The organism is Bacillus cereus group sp. Bce041 (assembly GCF_052646455.1).
On the sequence record NZ_JBQXON010000002.1, the window covers coordinates 854,469 to 874,015 of the forward strand.

Genomic DNA, 19,547 nt, shown 5'->3' on the forward strand with positions numbered 1-19,547 from the left:
ATCTATTTAAGGTCTAATTTTGCTAAATCATGTTGTAAAACATTGTTTCCTTCTTGTGGGTTAAATACGATTGCACTAAGACCAAAAACATTCGTAACAACATCTCTATCTTTCGGACGAATGATTCTTACTTCATAAGCAAAAAGTGCTGGAGGAAGAGCTGCTGAACGAAAAGTAACATATCGATTAGGTGGCAATGTTTGTGTTGAAGGGTCTATTAATGGTAACAATACCGGAGAACCAGATGACCAATCAAACATTTCAACTGTTACTCTACGAGTATCATCTGGATCAACATTCATAGCTTCAACAGTAAGAAATAACGTAGCGGAATGTCTACGTAATACACCCGTTGACAAAGTTTCATTGTGATGTTTATGACATCTTCCAGGAGGATGACCATAGCCATAGCTCATATCAATTCCCCCCTTTCATTTACAATTAAGGACAAGTATTCCTTATAATATATAATGCTAGTATTATTTTAATGAAAGGTATAAAAGCGGATTTCTATCTATTCGCTCTTAAAGAATAATATGGATTCTCCTGTTTTTCCTTTGAACTCCTGCTAAGAATAAATATATTTTGAAAAGGACCTGCTCCATTTATTCGTAAAAAGCATAAAGTAAATGGAATCCGTTAAAACACATGAGTGAACCTTTGTTTTTCTCCTCCTATTTAAAGGAGGAACTGTTATGGGCTTTGGTGGTAGTTGTGGCGGCTGTGGCTTCGCTGGAGGATTTGCTTTATTAGTTGTATTGTTTATTTTATTAATCATCGTTGGAGCTGCTTGCTTCTGCTAAAAACTATCGAAAGGACACTCACGTGAGTGTCCTTTCTTCATGAAAAAAGCCCTACGTAATGTGCAGAGGTTCAAGTGTAACGAATACTTTAAAAATGTAGTATTACATTCCCCCCTCCAAAATGAACTTCGATGCTATAAATTTCGTTTAAGTGCAATCTTAATATTTTAGTTTAATAGCAATATGGTGAAACTTTATTCCAAACAATATTGCTATTGCACCAAAGTAAAACAAACTGGACAACCTAGATTTCAAAAGGAAGACACCTTAAAGGTTGTCTTTTCTTTATAAGTAAAAAAAGCCCGCCTATTTCCGTAGGCGGGCTTTATCTTTATTACACAATATGAAAGTATACTCTCTTTTTCTTTGAAATTTTATGTAATTATACATATTCATGAAAATAGAAGAAGTGAAATTGTACGTTTAGATACAGTTTGGCAACAAACTAACTGTTTTCTTGTGCATTAATAGACAACTACTGCAAGAGTTATAGTTTTTATGTTTTCATTTCCTTTTTGCATTTCTCTTTTAATTAGACGAATGCTTTTTTTAGTACATAATAAAAAATATCCAGAAAAACTGTCACAAAATCCGTTTTTCTGGTTTCTCTATAATACAGGTATCAAATTGAAAGTGAGGTTTAAACGAACATGTTAACCATAGAAAATGAAGAAAGTCATGCTTCTGATATGACCTTTGAAGATTTATTTAAGCAGTACTATGCTTACGCTGTGAAACAAATCATCTGGATCGTTAAAGATCAATCTATCGCTGAAGAGTTAGCACAAGAAGTATTTTTACAATTATATCGTAGTGATTGGAAAGGGATTGAAAACATACCTGGATGGTTGATTAAATCTTCTACTTATGTAGCCTATAACCATTTTCGATCTGAAAAAAGGCAGCAAGCGAAGATTGATAAAGAAATACAATACCATGAAGTACAAAATGTTTCATCATTAGACGATGATTGGATAAGAAAAGAAGAAATTACAAAGGTCCAAACAATACTAAATAAAATGAATGATCGAGAACGAACCCTTTTACTAATGAAATTCTCTGGTTTTCAATATAAAGAAATTGCAGAAGTACTTCAAATTGAAATATCTTCTATTGGAACATTATTGGTCCGAGCCAAAATGAAATTTCGCAAGATTTATAAACAAATGGAGGAGGCATAACAAATGAAATGTTATGATATCGGGTTTATTCAAACATATATTGATGGAGAACTTTCTCATGATATAAGAAAGGAATTCACAAAACACCTAGATACATGTGAAGCATGCCAAGATTTATTAATAGAAATTAGTAAATTAAATCAATGGGAAAACGTAATGCTAGATGAAGAATCTGCAAATTCACCACAAGAAATCAAAATTGATATAGAACAAGCATGGAAAACATTTGAAAGTCGTTCCAAGTTAGACAATGTTTCTAATATAAATCACAAAAAACAACAAAAGAAGGGACTCTTTACAAACATGAGTAAAAAATCAAAACGTTTTATTTATACAGCAGTAGCTGCAGCAGCACTTTTCACAACAGCAATGATTCCACAAGTACAAGTGGCGGCTACAAATGTTGCCTCGTATTTTTCTAATGCAGTTACAAACGATAAGGTTGTAAATGAAGGAATAAAAGATGAAAATGGTATCACACAAGATATGATGAAGAATGGTAAATATATTCCTATTGATGAAAAAATTACAGATCAAGGTATTACTGTACATCTCAAAGAAGTATTTATCGCAGATTCACGTATATCAGTTCATTATAGAATGGAAAAAGCGGACGGAAGTTTAGTACCATTTGAATTTGATACATCAGGATTAGATCTTGAGAATGATGGTAAAATTAATGGGCAACAAGAGGAAAACCCTGAGATTAAAAATGACGGGAGACTATCATTTATCCATGATTCAGATGATTATCTTCCTTTTGAACTTATGGCAGCAGGTAAAAAGTTAGATAAAATAGGCATTCGTGATAATGATAGACCTGAAGGTGTTGCTACATTTGTTATAACTACTGAAGAAAAAGACGTTTTTAAACAGCCTCTTACTTTAGACGTAAATATAACTAGAATTGGAAAAGTAATTGGTTCTTGGAAAGCTCAAATTCCAATTGATACTTCACATTTGAAAAATAATACGAATTAACATGAAAAAAAGAATAGAACAATATGTATCTAATTCTCAGTTTATATGTTTCCTTGTTTTCGTTACATTTATTTCTTATATAGTTTTTATTTTATCTTTTATTTATGATTTAAGTTTATAACCTTAAATCAATCATTTAAAACCATTACTAGAAAAAGATCTCTAAAAAAGTGGGGAAATAAATAACCGATTTCTTAACATATAAGGAATCGGTTATTTTGTATTTAAAATGCGTCTAGACATACAATTTTCTTTTTTGATATAGTGACCTCCAATACATCATTGTCCTTCTCTAATCTCATATCTATTTTAAGAAGAGTCATTTACAAATTCAAAAAACCCTCAAAGCAGCTACTTTAAGGGGATTTCTCCTATCATCTTCTCTCTTCATACAATCGATTTGCTTTATACGAGCAAACGAAAAACATACATGTCGCAACGGGGATAAATATCAAAAAAAGTCCTCTCATTAATGCAAATGGCGTTTCAAATAAGAATGACCATAGAAATGATGCACCTTGCTTATCCCATAATCCTGGCGTCAAGTATAGTTCTTTCGGATTTACAAAGGCTCCTAAATTCATTGTATTACTATACATAAATAAAAATAATATCGGCAAATAACAGATCGCTAATTCTAAAAATGTTTTAGATAGACGCTTATACTTCCCTGCTCGTGACATTGGATCTGAAAAAATGTCATCTTCACTTTCTTCATCTACCTTTTTAAAATATTGCGTACCTGACCACCGATTACCAGCTATATGCTCCCAACCACTATCTTCAAATAATGTGCAGTAATTAATAAAATCACTTTTTCTACTAAATACTCTATGGTCTATTTTAATCGTCGCATCTTCCGGTTCTGTATATCTAAATGTATAACCAAATGTATTGCTTTCTAGTTGATAGCCTTTCCAAGCCATCTCTTCTAACCATTTTTCCTCTTTCTCAAAGTCTAAAAAGAATTTTAATCTCCACATCATCGTTTCCTCCTAACTATACGTGTAATAAACTTTTTGTAACCGCAATAATGTGCTGCATTCTCATAAAATCTAAATGCAATACTTCTTTCCCGCGTTCCGTAATGACATACACTTTTCTTCTTTTATCTTCACTTTTTACCGATTCTATTAACCCTTGTTTTAATAAATTTTCCACCGCACCATACAATGTACCCGCTGCGATTTTCACTTGATGATTACTCAGTTCCTCCACCTTTTGCATAATTAAATATCCATGAGCTGGCTCTAATAAAGCTAAAAGAACGTAATACGTTGTTTCCGTTAATGGTAAATTTTTATCTCTATTCATAAAGACCTCCAATGTAACGATAACTATATAGCTAAACTATATAGTTAAACTGTATAGTTTAATTTTATACAGTCAGACTGTATATGTCAAATGTAGGAATAACTTTATAACCCAAAACAAAAACGCTACCTTTTTAAAAGATAGCGTTTTTGTTTTACCCTTGCTTATTCTTCGCCTTCATTTGCTCTTCAAGAGATTTTTTTTCAGTTTCTAACACACTCATATCACTTTTCAACTTTTGCGTTTCTTCAAAATGTTCATCTACTAATTTATTATATTCTTTCTCAGAGTACATTTTTTCACTGGTTGATGTCGTTTTCTCTTTCGTAACAACTACATTAATAATTACAAATAAGGCTACAATTCCTAATAACACAGCGAAAATCTTCTTTTTATTCATGATTAATCCTCTAAAATGTAAAATTCCAAAAATTATCATAACAGACCAATTCGCTTTCACCTGTCATATTTTGTCGAATCAATATAATAAAAAAAGCATCTGAAACAGATGCTTTTTCTCATTCTTAATACGTAAACGTAATCGTCACTAAAGAATACCCTTCTTTCGCATTGTAAGGCTCCGCTTTATAAGAAACACGGTTGGACCCTTGCGGATAACCGATTTCCCCAATTGCATTTTTCACATCTTGCAGAGCACCGTTCATTGATTGCTTATAAAGTACTTCTATCTTTTCTGGTTTTGCACTATAGCGTTGCTGCATTTTATTTTTTAATTCAGTATAGTTATTTGCAATATATTCATTTCCTAGATAGTTTAACTTTGTATCTTTTAATATTTGCTGATATGCAGGCGTTTTCTTACTACCTGCCGCAATTTTATTTGTCAGTGTACTATAATAGTTTGTTGTCGCTTGCGGATAGTCTCCGCGGTTCCACTCATGATTTCTTGCGATTTGTTCATCTGATAAATTGAAATACGAATACGTTACGCGGCCCTGCTCATCTGGAACCGGATCATCGAATGTTGTATCAAGGTGATACCATTTGTTTTCGATTTTTACTAAATTCCAAGCATGAGGTTGTCCGTCCCCAGTTCCTGTCACGAAATGATTTTCAATTCCTGCTTCTTTTAATAATTGATAAGTTAATAGTGCGTAACCTTGGCAAACCGCAGAACGATTTACAAGTGCTTCATATGCTGTGTAAGCTTTATAAGACGTATCATAAGAAACATGCTTTACTACGTAATCATGAATCGCCTTCACTTTTTCATGATCATCCATTCCAACTTGAGTAATAGAAGAAACGATTGCTTTCGCTTGTTTCATGACATATTCCGTCTGTTCTTTCGTTTCACGATATGTAATCTTAAGCGTAAACGTATAATTTCCAGGTGATCCAGAAAGCCCATATGAAACATTCGATCTATTATTATTTGTATACTCATTTTTACTTGCCACTTCTTTATATGCGTTAAAAAGTGTATTCATCACTTCGTTTGTATTATTATTTTTCGTTTTATATGGCAATGTAATATTTGTCTCGTATGTATTAATACGCTTTTGTACTTCCTCTTTAAACGCTGTTAATAATGCCGCATCTCCTGTATCTTTCACATCAGCATTTTTATACTTCAAAGTTTTATATAAAAACTGCGCATACTGTTCACGTGTTACTGTGCCATACGGTTCAAAATTCCCGTTCCCTGTGCCATCTGCGATTCCATTTGACTGCACCGCACTAATTGCATTTTCTGCCCAAAATGGATTTGGAACATCCTTAAAGGTATGTTTTTGTTTTGCCGCAAGATGGAAAGCATTCGTAAGAATTTGTGCCATTTCCGCACGATTCACAGAAGCTTTCGGTCTAAATTGGCCATTTTCATCACCTTTAAAAACTCCTAAATTCGTTAAAGTTAATACCTCTTCTGGGAACATTGTAGAATTTTGATTAATATCACCGTAAGGATTTTTAAACGTAGATCCATCCTTTAATACGTAACGAGTTCCATCATTACTAAACGAACCGCCTTGTTTATTCGGTACTAACACTCGATAAATTAAAGCCGCAACTTGCTCCCTTGTCGCAACATCTCCAAAACCAAATATCCCATTTCCATAACCAGAAATAATATTCTTACTTGCTAAATCTTTAATCGCAGGATATGACCAATGTGATGTCGGCACATCAGAAAAAACACCCACTTCAGCAGCTTTCACATCACTGCCATTTGTATATAACAACGCACCACCAATAAGTGATAATGATGTAATTGATTTTAATAGTTTTGTGTACATAATGTCTTCTCCCAATACGTTCTCTATTTTTGTTGGTTTATGTCGAAAAATCTAAAAATATGACAAAATATATTATACAATTAAAAGTTTTTAAGGGATATATTAAATTTTAAAATATGCAAAAATTCATATTGTTATAAGGATTCATAGTAATATTATGTTATTTTACTTGCGAATATATAAATAAAAAAAACGCTCATTTGAGCGTTTCATCTATATACCTAATAATTACTTTTTTCTACACTTCGAACTCTTCTTCTGTAATAATCCTTTGATCTAACAACTCTTTATACTCCAATATTTCTTTAGCCCCACGGCTCTCCATGCGTATATTGTATAACATTTTTGGTATTGACCTTTGCTTGGTCCGTTGAAAGATTTACTCCATTTAGAAATAGTTCTATTGAATTTTTCACCACTAGCCACAAAAATATCTTATAATCTTTATATAATAAATTACAGTATTAGGAGTAGATAAAATGCCAGTTACACTCGAACTTATTCTTTTCATTCTTATAGCAATTAGTGCTGTTGGCTATTTAATAAAAGAATTTCAAAAAACTAGGAAACGAACACTTGGAATTTCACTAGAATTTTTAGTTCTTTTCTGGTCAATATGGAGAATATCAACTCTCATAATCTAATTTATAAAACATGAATTCCTTCGAATGAAGTGAAACTTTAATCAGTGGGAGTTTTATTCATCCCCCACTGATTATTAGTTAAACCAATCGGGATTTTACGGGATAAATTTACCAGTATTTTCACCACAACATTCATGTTAAAATCCCTTGTGAGTACGACATAACTCGACCTTATGAAGCTCCGCAGCTTTTATCGCGGAGCTTTTTTTATTTAAATTAACGCTTTTGTTCACTTTTTTGATACATTTACGAAACATTCATATGTTACGTTATATAAGTCCTTTTTTAAATCATATTCATTCTAGCAAAAAGTCCTAGTCCCCCTAGGACTTTTTGCATTCAAATAATGAGTTGTCTTTTTTCTCAATAACCGAAGCTATTTAACGTGGTAAAATAATAATTGGACTGGCATCCAATACCATATTACAATGGAGCAAATCGCAAGAAGGCACCTTAGAGTGTCTTTTTTGTACATAAAAAAATCTTACCATCTTATAGAAACGATAAGCCCTTTAAAACAATAATTGCAACTATATTAACTTTACATTACATTAAGGTTAGAGAATGTTCTTATATTAATAAAGTGCTAAATAGTAGGTGAAAAAATGAAATTTAACGATTTGGGTATTACCATTAAAGAACTTAGAATTAAAAAAAATATATCACAATCCGACTTATGTCACGGAATATGTTCACAAAGTCAAATTAGTAAGATCGAAAAAGGTGTGATTTATCCATCTAGCATATTGTTATATCAATTATCAGAAAGACTCGGTGTTGATCCAAATAGTATATTTGCACTAACTCAAAACAAGAAATTAAAATATACAGAAAACGTAAAATACGTAATGAGGGATTGCATAAGGCAACATCAATATAAAGAGCTTTATGAAATAGTAACAAGAGAAAAATACACAAATAATTTTCAAACAAAAGAAGATAAACAATTTCTAATATGGCATGAAGCAATTGCTATATATTGTGTGAATAACTCAACAAAAGTGGCTTTAACTCTTTTAAATAATGCACTAAAACTAACTGTAACCAATATTGATTTTTTATCAGAGAGAGAAATAGATATTCTACATACAATGGCTATACTTCATGCAGAAAATAAAGAATACAAAAAAAGTATTACTATCCTTAAAAGATGTTTAAATAATTTTAACAAATTAGATTTTCCTAGAGATAAAGAAATTAAATTGAAAATCATTTATAATTTAGCAAAAAATTTAAGTTACATATATCAATACGAAGAAGCAATAAAATACATTGATAAGGGTATCCAATTAGCTATTAATCTAAATACTTTTTACTTATTGGGTGAACTATACTATGGAAAAGGTTCAAATTTATTAAAGCTTAAACAATATAATGAAGAAGATGTTGCTAATAACATGAAAAAATCATTATTTATATTTGAATTAACAAAAAACGAAAAAAAATTACAAATAATTAAAGAAGAATATTTCGAAAACAAAAATAACCACTCATAATTTCTTAAAAACTACTTATAAAACTCACAGGAAAAATCCCAATAGTTTTTAAACTTAGAACCATATTATTGTTTTAATTCAGAGGAAGGCACCTTAGGATGTCTTTTTTTATTTTCAAAAGGACCTGCTCAATTAATTCTTAAAAACATACTAAGAAACATTGTTTTATTTATCCCATTTTCATTCATGCTATATAAAATTCGTTAATAAATCCACCTCAAACATATTTATATGCATTGGAGTATGTTTGAGGTGGAACTCCTTCAAATACTAGTTCCTTTTATAAGCCGTTTTTTTGATGTAGATGACATTATTCTCAATACAATAGAATGAATTATGGGAACATACTTAGCAATATATATCAAAAAATAATATTAAGAAAACCCCTCCACCTTAAGGTAGAAGGGATCTTCTAATTTCTATTTCAAACTACCTAAAATTTCCGTAAAGATAACCCAAAGCGTATGTGCACCTGCATCTGGATATCCTAAACTTTTTTCACCAACTACCGCTCCTCTGCCGAATGATCTTTCACCGATAGATTGTATGCCGTGAAGTGCTACTTGTAACATTTCAATTCAGATATACGACAGGAAAGAATACATCATCACAGTGTCAGCAAGCAAAAGTGTATTCTGCATTTCTGAAAACAGTAGATGGCAGATTGTGACCTACTGAATCTGCTAAGAAAGAATATACAAGAACATCCTTAACATCCTCTTTATTTCCACTAATGATGACATCAAGGAAATCTTCTACTTGAAATTCTGGAGTAAACAACACAATCTTAGTTGTTCTGTTTGGTTCTAAAGAAACAAAAGTACGAGAGATTTCAACTAATTCATTTTGAGTTGGAAAAAAAGTGTTTCGACTTCTCTTAACAGTTACCGTTACATTACTAGTATGGCAACGTGAATCATTGTTTAACATAATGTTGAGAGCAGTTGGAATAATCCCATTTTCAGAGACTGGAACTCGAAACACTCCAGTAGATTTATGAGCCATATAATCACATCCTTCCAAAATAAAATATATTTACAATATATTAAATGCAAAAAACGTTCATTTTGATATGGACAAATTACATGATTAATATATCTATAATAACCCTCGGTATTACTAAGCCAATGTTTTAAAAGATTAACAAATATCGCGAGAACCAATCGAATGTATATTAAAAGTAAAAAGAATAAGTTGTCTAAAAGATCCCCTATTTTGAGCCAATAATGAGACATTATGTTAATCTTATATGTATAGCTGCACAAAATTGAGAAACTTAAGGAGACAGATAAATTTTATGAGAAAATTATCTATATTACTTACTTTCATTCTAGTATTAGTCAGTATTACGGCTGCTTGCACACAAGATAAAACAGATAGTGCCGTTGAAAATGGTCCAATAGAAGAACCAACCGCAAAAAATGAAAATGAAGAATTAATAAATTTTGAAGAAAAAGAAGAGATAAGCCGCTTGGAACAAGGTATTTTATTAGTTGGTGAGAGTGTTAAGGGAGGCTATTACTTGACCGCTGTTCAAAGTGCATATTTAAATGCTAGCAACGATTCCGTCATTGTTAATGTCTCTGTAAAAAATGTACGAGGTCAAACGATTGGATTATCAGAATTAAAATATAACTTAAAAGATGAAAAAGACGGAAAGATCTATAAAGGAAAGGTGCTTGATCAAAACCCTTCTGATATACAAGTTAAACCAAATGAAACGGTAGAATTGAAAATAGCTTTTGAAGTACCAGGTACCGTAGATGAATATATGTTTTATATTGAAAGCTCTTTAGACCCTCTACAAACATACTGGAAAATTGATAAGCTGCAATCACAAACAAACTAAGTCTAAAATAAGCAAAAAACAATGAAAAATTTAATATAGATACAAATGAATACTATATAAACGTAAGACCATCGATTTAATGAATCGTTGGTCTTTTTCAAAAAATGCCCCATTAAAAACTAAGAGATAAAAAAGAACTAATCTCTAGAAGAGATTAGCTCAATATATCCAAAGCTATTATGGTACATAGTTTTATGAGCAAACGTTATATAATGTTGTATGGGATACATAACCTGTCATCCCTTTATATGTAACTTTTAACCACTGTTTAGAATTACTGTAATGACCTTGAACATATTCACCAGTTACCCATGTTCCAGTAATTTTCGTACCATCATTAAATGTATGTAAGACAGGTGAATCGACAGTATAACCACTGCGCATTTTTGCACCATATACACCTACCGTACCTCCCTTTGCACAAGCTGCTACTACATTTTGATTTTCAGTAGCATTCGTAGCCGCGAAAGCAGAGCCGTTAAATGTAAATAAAGTAAATATAAAAGCTGTTAGTACTGTACAAATAGATAAACGACGTAACAAAATAAATTCCCCCTTTTTTTATAATTTACTTCTTCACAAATGATTATCTTAAATATTCTAACTATTTTTAATATATTAATGTTGAGAAATATTAGTTGTATTTTTGAAATAAGATTTTATCAAAAATAGTAACAAACTCATATTTTACTGAGAAAGAACCGAAAGAAGTCTTCTACATATCAACTATATAAAAATCCCTCCACCTTAAGGCAGAGGGACTTTCCAATTACTATTTCAAACTACCTGCAATGTCCGTAAAGATAACCCCAAGTGCATGTGCACCTGCATCTGGATATCCTAAGCTTCTTTCGCCAACTGTACCAGCGCGGCCCATGCGAGCTACGATTTCTTTCGTGTACTCTGCTCCTTTGACCGCTGCTTCTGCTCCTTTTTCAAAGGCAGTTTTTACGTCTACTTCGTTTGAGGCGCTATCTAACCAAGAGTCTACACATGGAGCAAGTGCGTCAACAAGTGTTTTGTCACCAACTACTGCTCCTCTGCCGAATGATCTTTCACCGATCGATTGGATGCCTTGCAATGCTGCTTGCAGCATTTCAGCGAATTCTTTCACTGTTAACTCACGCTTCTCGGCTGCTGCTTTACTAGCTGCGCGGAATGCACCGCCCCAAATTGGACCAGATGCGCCGCCGCAATGTTCCATAATAATCATCGAACAGCCGTCAAGGAATGATCCGATCGTTACGTTTTCTTGTTCTACAATAGAGTGCCACTCACGTTTTAATTGCTTAAATCCTTTTGCCACACTCATTCCGAAGTCGCCATCACCAGCATGCGTATCTAGCTCACAGAACGGTACTTCATTTTTAATAATAATATCGCTCATTTTATCAACGAGATAAATCATGTTGTTTAATGTAATAACATTATCTTTAATAACAGCGTGCTCTTCCGCAGTTTCTAGTTCAAATGAAACTTCCTTCTCTTCTGTCTCTTCAAGTACATTTACGTACTCTACACTTTCAACTGGACCGTCTACTTTAAACGCTGGTGTATTACATTCTTTTGATAGTAATGTTTTTAGCTCTTCATCTAACTTCATTACCGTTAAAGACATACCAGCCATATCAATACTTGTCATATAGTTACCGACGAATACTCTATTAATTTTAATGTTTCTTGCAGCTAGTTCTCTCGTAACTGCGTTGTTAAATAAGTAAAGTTCTTGCAGTGGTGTTCCGCCAAAACCGTTAACTAGAATTGCGATTTCCTCGCCATCTTTTACTCCTAAATCTTTTACAAGGTCATTTGTCATACGGTTCGCTAGTTCATCTGCTGACAGCATTTTTTCACGCTTAATTCCTGGTTCGCCGTGAATACCTACACCGTATTCCATTTCATCTTCCGCAAGTGTGAAAGTAGGTGATCCACTCGCTGGAACTGTACAAGACGTTAATGCTAAACCGATTGTGCGCACGTTAGCCGCTGCTTTTTCTGCTACAGCTTTCACCGCTCCTAAATCCATACCTGCTTCCGCTGCTGCGCCAGCAATTTTATGAACTAAAATAACGCCCGCAACGCCGCGGCGTCCTACTGTGTACAGGCTATCTTCTACCGCAATATCATCGTCCACCTTTACGTAGTCGACTTCAATTCCATCTTCCGTCGCTAAATGCGCACCGTTTTTGAAATTCATAATATCGCCGCTATAATTTTTAATAATTAATAACGTACCTTTTTTACTAGCTGTCTCTTTAATCGCTTGGTATACCTGAATTTGTGAAGGTGACGCAAACACATCTCCGCACACTGCCGCATCTAACATTCCTTTTCCGACTAATCCTGCATGTGCCGGCTCGTGACCACTACCGCCTCCACTAATTAACGTTACTTTATTTTCGTTCATTTCTTTCTTCTTAATCACTTTATATTTTTTCAAAAGCTCAAGCTCTGGATGAGCCATAACCATTCCGTTGCACATTTCCATTACTAATGTTTCTGGTTTGTTTATAATCTTTTTCATTGTAGTTCTCCCTCAATTCCTTTAATATATTGTGATATATTTGAAATCTTCTTCTTACTAACCATGTTAAAATGAAAGCGTTTTATAGTAAACGGACAAAATGGACAATCTGTCTAAAGACACCGCTCTCATTTATAGATAGGATTTTCATATTAATAACATTCTAGGGATGATTCAGATGACCTCTTCTATAATTTCTAAAAAGATAATCGCGAACTCATTGAAGTATTTAATGGAAACAGAGTCGTTTCATAAAATATCAGTGAGCGATATTATGTTACACTGTCAAATGCGTAGGCAAACTTTTTATTATCATTTTAAAGATAAATTTGAACTATTAAGCTGGATTTATAGAGAAGAAACGAAGGAAAACATTATCGACTTTCTCGATTATGAAACGTGGGAAAACATTTTCGATTTATTATTTGATTACTTTTATGAAAATCAAAAATTTTACCGAAATGCTTTTAAAGTCATTGAGCAAAACTCGTTTAATCACTATTTATTTGAGCATACGAAAAACTTATATATGAAGATTATCGATGAACTATCTGTGAGCTGTGGATTCAGCCTTTCTGATGAGACAAAAAATACGATTGCCTCCTTTTATAGTCACGGCTTCGTTGGAACGATAAAAGATTGGATTGAAAGTAAGTGCGAAGTAGATCCTTCCATTATGTCTTCTCTTATGAAAAATATGATAAACAATCAATTACTACTATTACTGGAGCAATCAGCAAAGTAATTAAAGGGTGGCAAAAGCAATGAAAAAGATTATGAATGATGTACAAAATATCGTTCAAGATATGCTGCACGGCTTTTATTTTGAACATAACGACAAAGTAAATTACGATGAAACGAATAACATCATTTATGTAAAAGATATCGAAAAAATGAAGCAAGACGTCGCTATTATAAGTGGCGGTGGTAGCGGACATGAACCTGCTGATATTGGCTATGTAGGAAAAGGTATGCTTACAGCGGCAGTAAACGGAAGCATCTTCACTCCGCCTACAGTGGAACAAATTGCGGCGGCAACTCGCCTTATGCCAAAAGATAAAAGTATACTATTCATTATTAAAAACTTTAAAGATGACGTTGAGAACTTTCTTGCGGCAAAGCAGATCGCTAAAGAAGAAGGAAGAAAAATTGACCACATCATCGTAAATGACGACGTTTCAATTGAAGATGATGCTTCTTTTAATAAAAGAAGACGCGGCGTCGCTGGTACTGTTTTCGTTCAAAAAATACTTGGTGCGGCCGCTCTTGAAGGCCATTCTCTAGAAGAACTAACAACACTTGGCCGCTCTATCACTAAAAACTTACACACATTAGGAGTTGCTCTTTCCCCTGTCAACGATCCAGTAAAAGGAAAAGCTTCATTCACATTAAATGACGATGAAGTGTTTTATGGCGTAGGCATTCACGGAGAAAAAGGTTACCGTAAAGAAGCACTATCCTCTTCTGAAATATTAGCGATCGAACTAATGAACAAACTAAAAAGCATTTATCGCTGGAGAAAAGGAGACAACTTCGCTATCCTCATTAATGGACTCGGCGCAACTCCATTAATGGAACAATACATTTTCGCAAACGACATTCGCCGTTTGTGTGAACTTGAAGGATTGCAAGTGACATTCGTAAAGGTTGGTACACTGTTAACTTCTTTAGATATGAAGGGTGTTTCGCTTAGTTTGCTTAAGGTAGAGGATTTGGATTGGGTGAAGTGGTTGAAGGCGGATGTTAGAGTGGGTAATTGGTAAGTAAAAATTATGATGATAAAAGCCTTTAACTATAACAAGTTAAAGGCTTTTTGCAAATTGAAATATCACTCGAGCATTCAAAAGAAATTCGTAATTGCCTCACTGAATGATGACAGGTCTTCCAAATAAAGCTGGATGATAAATTAACATCGCTCCTACAAATGAACATACTAAACAAAAAATAGCCTCGTATTTTATAACTAGAGAAGAGCTGGTATCAAGCTTTTCCCCCTCTCTTTTAAATATCATTTTTAAAGCTCTATATAATAAATACCCAATAATCGCCCCGAGGGTGTTCGTAAATAAATCATCAATATCTGTAATTCTATTATTTAACAATTGATTTAACTCAATTGCCAATGAAAAAAAGAATCCTGCACATACCGTGTTTTTTATTTTTCTAAAATACGGCCAAATCATCGGTAATAAAAAACCGAACGGCATAAACAGTACGATGTTCAAAAGATACGTAGTACTACCTGCCGTATCAAATAGAGTCAAGTTGATTTGACTTACACGAATCCACGTTTCATATCTACTTATATCCCATACAGTTGCAATCTGCGTCACCTTATACACTAACGAAAGGTAGAACAGAAAAACATATACCCATAGAAAATGCCGAATAGATATGTTTCTTTTCGCTTTAAAATAAAATCCAATTTGAAATAAAATACAAAACATAATTGTAAAAAAATAAGTATACAAATAACTCATTAAAACTTCTGTATGCATGTGGAATCCCCTAACTTTACATTTTCATCTATTATTTTAGAATATAGTTTAAGAACCAGTACTTTGTTCATATGTTTAATCTTCTACTTTGTCTTCGAATATAGGGAATATATTAAAAATAAAAAAATCCCCACTTATTCATTTTCAGTCTCCTCCTTGATGTAACTTGTTTATAGGATAGAAAAAACTTTTAAAATAAAAAGTGGGGGAAATATAAAATTTTCCTTAAATTTTATGTTAGATTTTATTATTACTCTAATTACTAATCCGCTATTCGTTGTTAGGCAACAGTATGCTTAAACTTAGGTTTCACTTTATCTCTTCTCATCCCTCATACTGTAATACCCCAAATTAATAATAACCAAGAAATACCCACTCATAATTCCAGCAGCGAATGTCCACATGAATTCATGGTGTTCAATTTCATACATAATAATCGCGCCGAGTATTGCGGCTGCGAACCGATTTATCATTCCAAGCATCGGTGCTTTTTCTTTTTTTACAATGCTATCTCCGAACTTTTCAATACGCCTTCCTAAAATCCAGGCGCAGTACATACTTACTAAAAGGCCAATGCTTATCCCTACGAACTGTGCTGAAAAAGGTGTCACAAGCCATCCCAATAACATTACGCCTAGCAAACAATACATTTGTATGTTGAATGATCTTAATGCCATACGAATCATGTTATACTCCTTTATCTTTCTCATTGTAATCCCGTATCATCAATCCAATCTTCCAGGCTTCAAGCTTTCAGCTATATCTTTTTTAAAATGAGGGAATTTGATTTTGCTTACCATTAAATAAGCGAGTACGCATGTACCAAACGCCACGGAAACTGGATTCTTTAAAAAACATAAAATGAGGAGACACATTGCCGCGAATGGGATTGGCATGCCGATAAAGGTCGGGAGTTTGCTTTGCTGTGTGTTAAATCTTGCAAGCCGAAGCATGCCGCAAATACTGTAAGTGAGCGCGCATATCATCCCGATAGACTGCAAATCTTTTAACGAGGCACTATATGCCAGAATAGACGGTGCCACACCAAAAGTAACTAAATCCGCAAATGAGTCCAACTCTCCACCAATTTCCGAAACAGAATCAAGTTTCCGAGCGACCATACCATCTAAAAAGTCAAACAACATACCTGTAATAATAAAAACTGCTCCCAAATAAATATCGTGAACGAAAACAGCGTAAATAGCTAAAAGCCCACATACAAAATTTGCTATCGTAATCATATTTGGTATGAAACTCATAATACACTTCTCCTCCTTTCTACTAATTGCTTCATCTACGTTCTTACTCATTACAATCAAGATCTTTCTGTTTTTCTTCCAATATGACTTTATTTATTTTCGTTAACGTATCTGTCATTTGCTCTAGGGCGTTTATATCGATTTTAGAAAAATATTTCTCAATTAATACATCATCTAACTCCGACAATCGCTCTATATACTTACTACCGTTTGGACCAAGTGTAAGAAAATACTCCCGTTTATTATTAGGGTTTACTTGTTTTGAAATCATCTTCTGTTTCTCCAATTTAGATAAAACTTGACTAACGGCACTTTTTGATATATTAAAAGTAGTCGCAATGTGATTTGCTGTCGTGTTTTCATTTAAATTAATATGAAATAGCATGCTCTCTTGCTGTCCTGTAAGACCGAATTCATCTTTTAACTCCTGGAATAGTAAAATGTAGAATTCATTATAAGCTCGGTTCATTTCATTAATTACTTCTTTATACGTTCTAGTCATAGCGTTATTCCTCCATGCTTTTATTTCGTTTTGTTTAATAGTTAAGTTTACTTAACTTAACTATATTATACCGTTATGTTCGTGTAAAGGGAAATATAACTCTACACTTTACTCACAATGATACAAAAAAGAAGACACTCTTCTAAAACAAGTTAAGTCCCTTCTTCCTCACCGCTTCCTTCATCCAAATACCCGATTAATCGTTCTGAATAATCAAAAAGAAAATCAATTAAATTCCATATAGACCCATTACTGGTTAAAATGTTATAATGGAATTACCCTACATAGTTACTCATAGCCAGACTGAGGAACTAGCGTCTTATTAAGTAATGCGCATAACTAAAATAAAAAAGACACTTTACGGTGTCTTTTTTATTTATATTCCTAGGAATCATCTCTTTTATAAACAGACTCTATCAAACAGTAAAGGAGACAAACAGATGGAACATCCTGTTGCAAGAGAATTACGTTTTATACGGGTATGTCTTATCATTTTGATTATTGTCATTGCATTCTGGGATCGTGAGAAAACTGTGGAAATTACTGATCACGGTAGCGATCCTATCTTAAACACCAGCAATATGACCCAAGTTGGTGAGAATACATTTGCATACAAAGACGAATCGAATCAAATTAAAATATTTAAGTTTAATCCAGATACAAATGAAATAAAATTAATAAAAGAGTTTTATGCTAACGAATATTAATTACATGAATTAAATAATTCAAATCTGTAGAAGACACTTTAAAGTGTCTTTTCTTTATGAACTACAAAGTATGAGGACCCAAGCCATTAGCTACAATTACGACTAAGGCTTTTACTATATAAAAAATAAAACATAGTAAGAATAGAATACTCAATTAAATTATTTTTCACTTCACAAACTACATCCAAAAAGTTGGATAACTTCTTTTACTACTCATATTATTAATGAATAAAGCAATAACTACAATAACAACGGAGCCAATTAAAACTGGTGTTACTAAATAACTCCAACTATTTGCCCCTAAAATTACGATAATCGGATCGGCGCCTGCCGGAGGGTGCGTCGTTCTCGTTAACATCATAACGGCTATTGCCATCCCCACCGCTAAAGCAATTGTCCAATATTCATTCCCAAACAAATGATATATTGATAGACCAATGAAAGTTGAAATCAAATGTCCTCCAATAATATTACGCGGCTGAGATAATGGCGCATTCCAAACTCCAAACGCTAATACACAACTCGCACCAAATGGAGCCATTAATAATTCTGTAGAGGTTATGCTCGTTAAATATGTTAAGGTAAGAATTGTTAAAAATCCCCCTAGTAGTCCCGTTAAAGAGTCCTTTACATTTACTTGTAATGGGCTTCTTCCTTTCCCTTTCATTTTTGTAAAATATCGTACACTTATTGGTTGAGGATCTTTCTGCTTAGTTGCTGTTATATTATCCATCGTTCTCCTCCTTTATTTACCAACAATTATAACCCAGCATAACTAACCTGTAAATATTAATTTAAGGGGTTAGTTTTAAAATGCAAAAAAAGAATCAACTGTTATAAGTTGATTCTCTAAACTTCCTCAAATTTTCGATCCTGAAATTTTGCTACCTTTTTCCGGTTCCCACATATTTTCATAGAACACCATTTTCGTTTTCCACTCTTATCTATAAATAATAAAACACAGTCAGGATTTGAACACCTTTTAAGGGAAATAAGCTTATTTTCTGCTATTAACGTTAAAGCGTCAAATGCAATTAACGATGCGAGTACATCCTCGATTTCTCCAACCGGGATAGATACTAGCTGCTGTTCAATGATTTTATATGTAAATGGTGCCTTCTCAATTTGTTTTTCTAAATACGTAATAAAATCATTAGAAATTTCTTGCTGATCAGCAATTGCCTCAAACTGTTTTCTCAATACTTCTCTTACCTCTAATATGCTAGATGTAACTTGATCCATTCGCTTCTGAATTCCTATAAGTGTTTTTTCATTCCAAAAAGGAAGATTAACCTTTATTACATGTAGCCATTCTAATACATCTTCATCTGTTATTAATAAATCATAACGTTGTCCACGCCTAACTAACTCTGTATTTACTAAATCTAATGAGAGATTTCCCGATATAAGCGGGAATTGTTTTGTTTCCTGCATGTACTCATCACCTTCTCTTTAAATAATCATATTCCAAATTAATACAGAAGTACAACTTTTTTATAAACTACAAAGTATGAAGATTAAGGCCTTTAGC

The 19,547-nt window shown here is 33.1% G+C and carries 22 protein-coding genes and 1 pseudogene; 8 read left to right on the plus strand and 15 right to left on the minus strand.

Annotated features, from left to right (window positions below; genetic code table 11):
* Positions 1-2 precede the first annotated feature (2 nt).
* Positions 3-416, minus strand: a complete 414-nt coding sequence (locus ACUN13_RS10400; protein ID WP_000120204.1) for a hypothetical protein — start codon at positions 414-416, stop codon at positions 3-5.
* 279 nt (positions 417-695) lie between these two features.
* On the opposite strand from ACUN13_RS10400, the gene ACUN13_RS10405 reads away from it, so the two are divergent.
* The 3 genes from ACUN13_RS10405 (at position 696) to ACUN13_RS10415 (ending at position 2,965) form a co-directional block, all read left to right on the plus strand.
* Complete coding sequence (locus tag ACUN13_RS10405) at positions 696-803, plus strand: YjcZ family sporulation protein (RefSeq protein WP_000505670.1); 108 nt, start codon at positions 696-698, stop codon at positions 801-803.
* A gap of 650 nt (positions 804-1,453) precedes the next feature.
* Positions 1,454-1,984: an RNA polymerase sigma factor SigX gene (locus ACUN13_RS10410; RefSeq protein ID WP_000955505.1), complete on the plus strand. Its 531-nt coding sequence runs from the start codon at positions 1,454-1,456 to the stop codon at positions 1,982-1,984.
* A 3-nt stretch (positions 1,985-1,987) separates the two neighbouring features.
* On the plus strand, positions 1,988-2,965 hold the full coding sequence (locus ACUN13_RS10415; protein WP_098022793.1) for a DUF4179 domain-containing protein: 978 nt from the start codon (positions 1,988-1,990) through the stop codon (positions 2,963-2,965).
* A 374-nt stretch (positions 2,966-3,339) separates the two neighbouring features.
* On the opposite strand, the gene ACUN13_RS10420 is transcribed toward ACUN13_RS10415, so the two are convergent.
* The 4 genes and pseudogenes from ACUN13_RS10420 to ACUN13_RS10435 all read right to left on the minus strand — a co-directional run bounded on the left by ACUN13_RS10420 (position 3,340) and on the right by ACUN13_RS10435 (position 6,537).
* Complete coding sequence (locus tag ACUN13_RS10420; protein ID WP_002060866.1) at positions 3,340-3,951, minus strand: DUF2812 domain-containing protein; 612 nt, start codon at positions 3,949-3,951, stop codon at positions 3,340-3,342.
* 13 nt (positions 3,952-3,964) lie between these two features.
* A complete protein-coding gene (locus tag ACUN13_RS10425; RefSeq protein ID WP_001078063.1) occupies positions 3,965-4,279 on the minus strand; it encodes a PadR family transcriptional regulator in 315 nt (104 codons plus the stop codon).
* A 175-nt stretch (positions 4,280-4,454) separates the two neighbouring features.
* A pseudogene (locus tag ACUN13_RS10430) lies at positions 4,455-4,679 on the minus strand (hypothetical protein); the annotation flags it as partial.
* A gap of 124 nt (positions 4,680-4,803) precedes the next feature.
* A complete protein-coding gene (locus tag ACUN13_RS10435) occupies positions 4,804-6,537 on the minus strand; it encodes an S-layer homology domain-containing protein (protein ID WP_246962223.1) in 1,734 nt (577 codons plus the stop codon).
* Positions 6,538-7,786: 1,249 nt separating this feature from the next.
* Between ACUN13_RS10435 and ACUN13_RS10440 the strand changes: the two genes are divergently transcribed.
* Complete coding sequence (locus ACUN13_RS10440; RefSeq protein WP_342761679.1) at positions 7,787-8,677, plus strand: helix-turn-helix domain-containing protein; 891 nt, start codon at positions 7,787-7,789, stop codon at positions 8,675-8,677.
* 419 nt (positions 8,678-9,096) lie between these two features.
* Here the strand turns inward: ACUN13_RS10440 and ACUN13_RS10445 are convergent, their stop codons facing one another.
* Positions 9,097-9,249: a DAK2 domain-containing protein gene (locus ACUN13_RS10445; protein WP_000942238.1), complete on the minus strand. Its 153-nt coding sequence runs from the start codon at positions 9,247-9,249 to the stop codon at positions 9,097-9,099.
* Positions 9,250-9,292: 43 nt separating this feature from the next.
* Positions 9,293-9,682 carry a hypothetical protein gene (locus tag ACUN13_RS10450; RefSeq protein ID WP_000940662.1) on the minus strand — a complete coding sequence of 130 codons (390 nt, stop codon included), beginning with the start codon at positions 9,680-9,682 and terminating at the stop codon, positions 9,293-9,295.
* Positions 9,683-9,974: 292 nt separating this feature from the next.
* Here ACUN13_RS10450 and ACUN13_RS10455 point away from each other — a divergent pair, with 292 nt between their 5' ends.
* The gene (locus ACUN13_RS10455; RefSeq protein WP_242554808.1) at positions 9,975-10,526 is read left to right on the plus strand and encodes a DUF4352 domain-containing protein; all 552 of its coding nucleotides are present in this window, start codon (positions 9,975-9,977) and stop codon (positions 10,524-10,526) included.
* 192 nt (positions 10,527-10,718) lie between these two features.
* On the opposite strand, the gene ACUN13_RS10460 is transcribed toward ACUN13_RS10455, so the two are convergent.
* Positions 10,719-11,069: an SH3 domain-containing protein gene (locus tag ACUN13_RS10460; RefSeq protein WP_000946193.1), complete on the minus strand. Its 351-nt coding sequence runs from the start codon at positions 11,067-11,069 to the stop codon at positions 10,719-10,721.
* 229 nt (positions 11,070-11,298) lie between these two features.
* Positions 11,299-13,050, minus strand: coding sequence for a dihydroxyacetone kinase subunit DhaK (gene dhaK / locus ACUN13_RS10465; RefSeq protein ID WP_257115891.1), 1,752 nt, complete (start codon positions 13,048-13,050; stop codon positions 11,299-11,301).
* Positions 13,051-13,228: 178 nt separating this feature from the next.
* Between dhaK and dhaS the strand changes: the two genes are divergently transcribed.
* Together dhaS and dhaQ are read left to right on the plus strand one after the other, a co-directional pair.
* Entirely contained in the window at positions 13,229-13,795 is a 567-nt protein-coding gene (dhaS, locus tag ACUN13_RS10470) for a dihydroxyacetone kinase transcriptional activator DhaS (RefSeq protein WP_000204220.1), read from the plus strand.
* Positions 13,796-13,814: 19 nt separating this feature from the next.
* Positions 13,815-14,813, plus strand: a complete 999-nt coding sequence (dhaQ, locus tag ACUN13_RS10475) for a DhaKLM operon coactivator DhaQ (protein ID WP_000723364.1) — start codon at positions 13,815-13,817, stop codon at positions 14,811-14,813.
* Between the two features lie 99 nt (positions 14,814-14,912).
* Here the strand turns inward: dhaQ and ACUN13_RS10480 are convergent, their stop codons facing one another.
* The 4 genes from ACUN13_RS10480 to ACUN13_RS10495 all read right to left on the minus strand — a co-directional run bounded on the left by ACUN13_RS10480 (position 14,913) and on the right by ACUN13_RS10495 (position 17,309).
* Positions 14,913-15,548 (minus strand): VanZ family protein, encoded by a 636-nt coding sequence (locus ACUN13_RS10480; protein WP_000556719.1) that lies wholly within the window; start codon positions 15,546-15,548, stop codon positions 14,913-14,915.
* A gap of 314 nt (positions 15,549-15,862) precedes the next feature.
* Positions 15,863-16,234: an ATP synthase subunit I gene (locus ACUN13_RS10485; RefSeq protein ID WP_242278655.1), complete on the minus strand. Its 372-nt coding sequence runs from the start codon at positions 16,232-16,234 to the stop codon at positions 15,863-15,865.
* 39 nt (positions 16,235-16,273) lie between these two features.
* Entirely contained in the window at positions 16,274-16,807 is a 534-nt protein-coding gene (gene pssA / locus ACUN13_RS10490) for a CDP-diacylglycerol--serine O-phosphatidyltransferase (RefSeq protein ID WP_000008338.1), read from the minus strand.
* Between the two features lie 43 nt (positions 16,808-16,850).
* Positions 16,851-17,309 carry a MarR family winged helix-turn-helix transcriptional regulator gene (locus ACUN13_RS10495; protein WP_000198939.1) on the minus strand — a complete coding sequence of 153 codons (459 nt, stop codon included), beginning with the start codon at positions 17,307-17,309 and terminating at the stop codon, positions 16,851-16,853.
* A gap of 440 nt (positions 17,310-17,749) precedes the next feature.
* Between ACUN13_RS10495 and ACUN13_RS10500 the strand changes: the two genes are divergently transcribed.
* A complete protein-coding gene (locus tag ACUN13_RS10500; RefSeq protein ID WP_000400965.1) occupies positions 17,750-18,016 on the plus strand; it encodes a YmzC family protein in 267 nt (88 codons plus the stop codon).
* Between the two features lie 178 nt (positions 18,017-18,194).
* Here ACUN13_RS10500 and ACUN13_RS10505 read toward each other — a convergent pair whose 3' ends face one another.
* Positions 18,195-18,749, minus strand: coding sequence for an HPP family protein (locus ACUN13_RS10505; protein WP_000368844.1), 555 nt, complete (start codon positions 18,747-18,749; stop codon positions 18,195-18,197).
* Between the two features lie 116 nt (positions 18,750-18,865).
* The gene (locus tag ACUN13_RS10510; protein ID WP_001158435.1) at positions 18,866-19,450 is read right to left on the minus strand and encodes a CGNR zinc finger domain-containing protein; all 585 of its coding nucleotides are present in this window, start codon (positions 19,448-19,450) and stop codon (positions 18,866-18,868) included.
* Between the last annotated feature and the right edge of the window lie 97 nt (positions 19,451-19,547).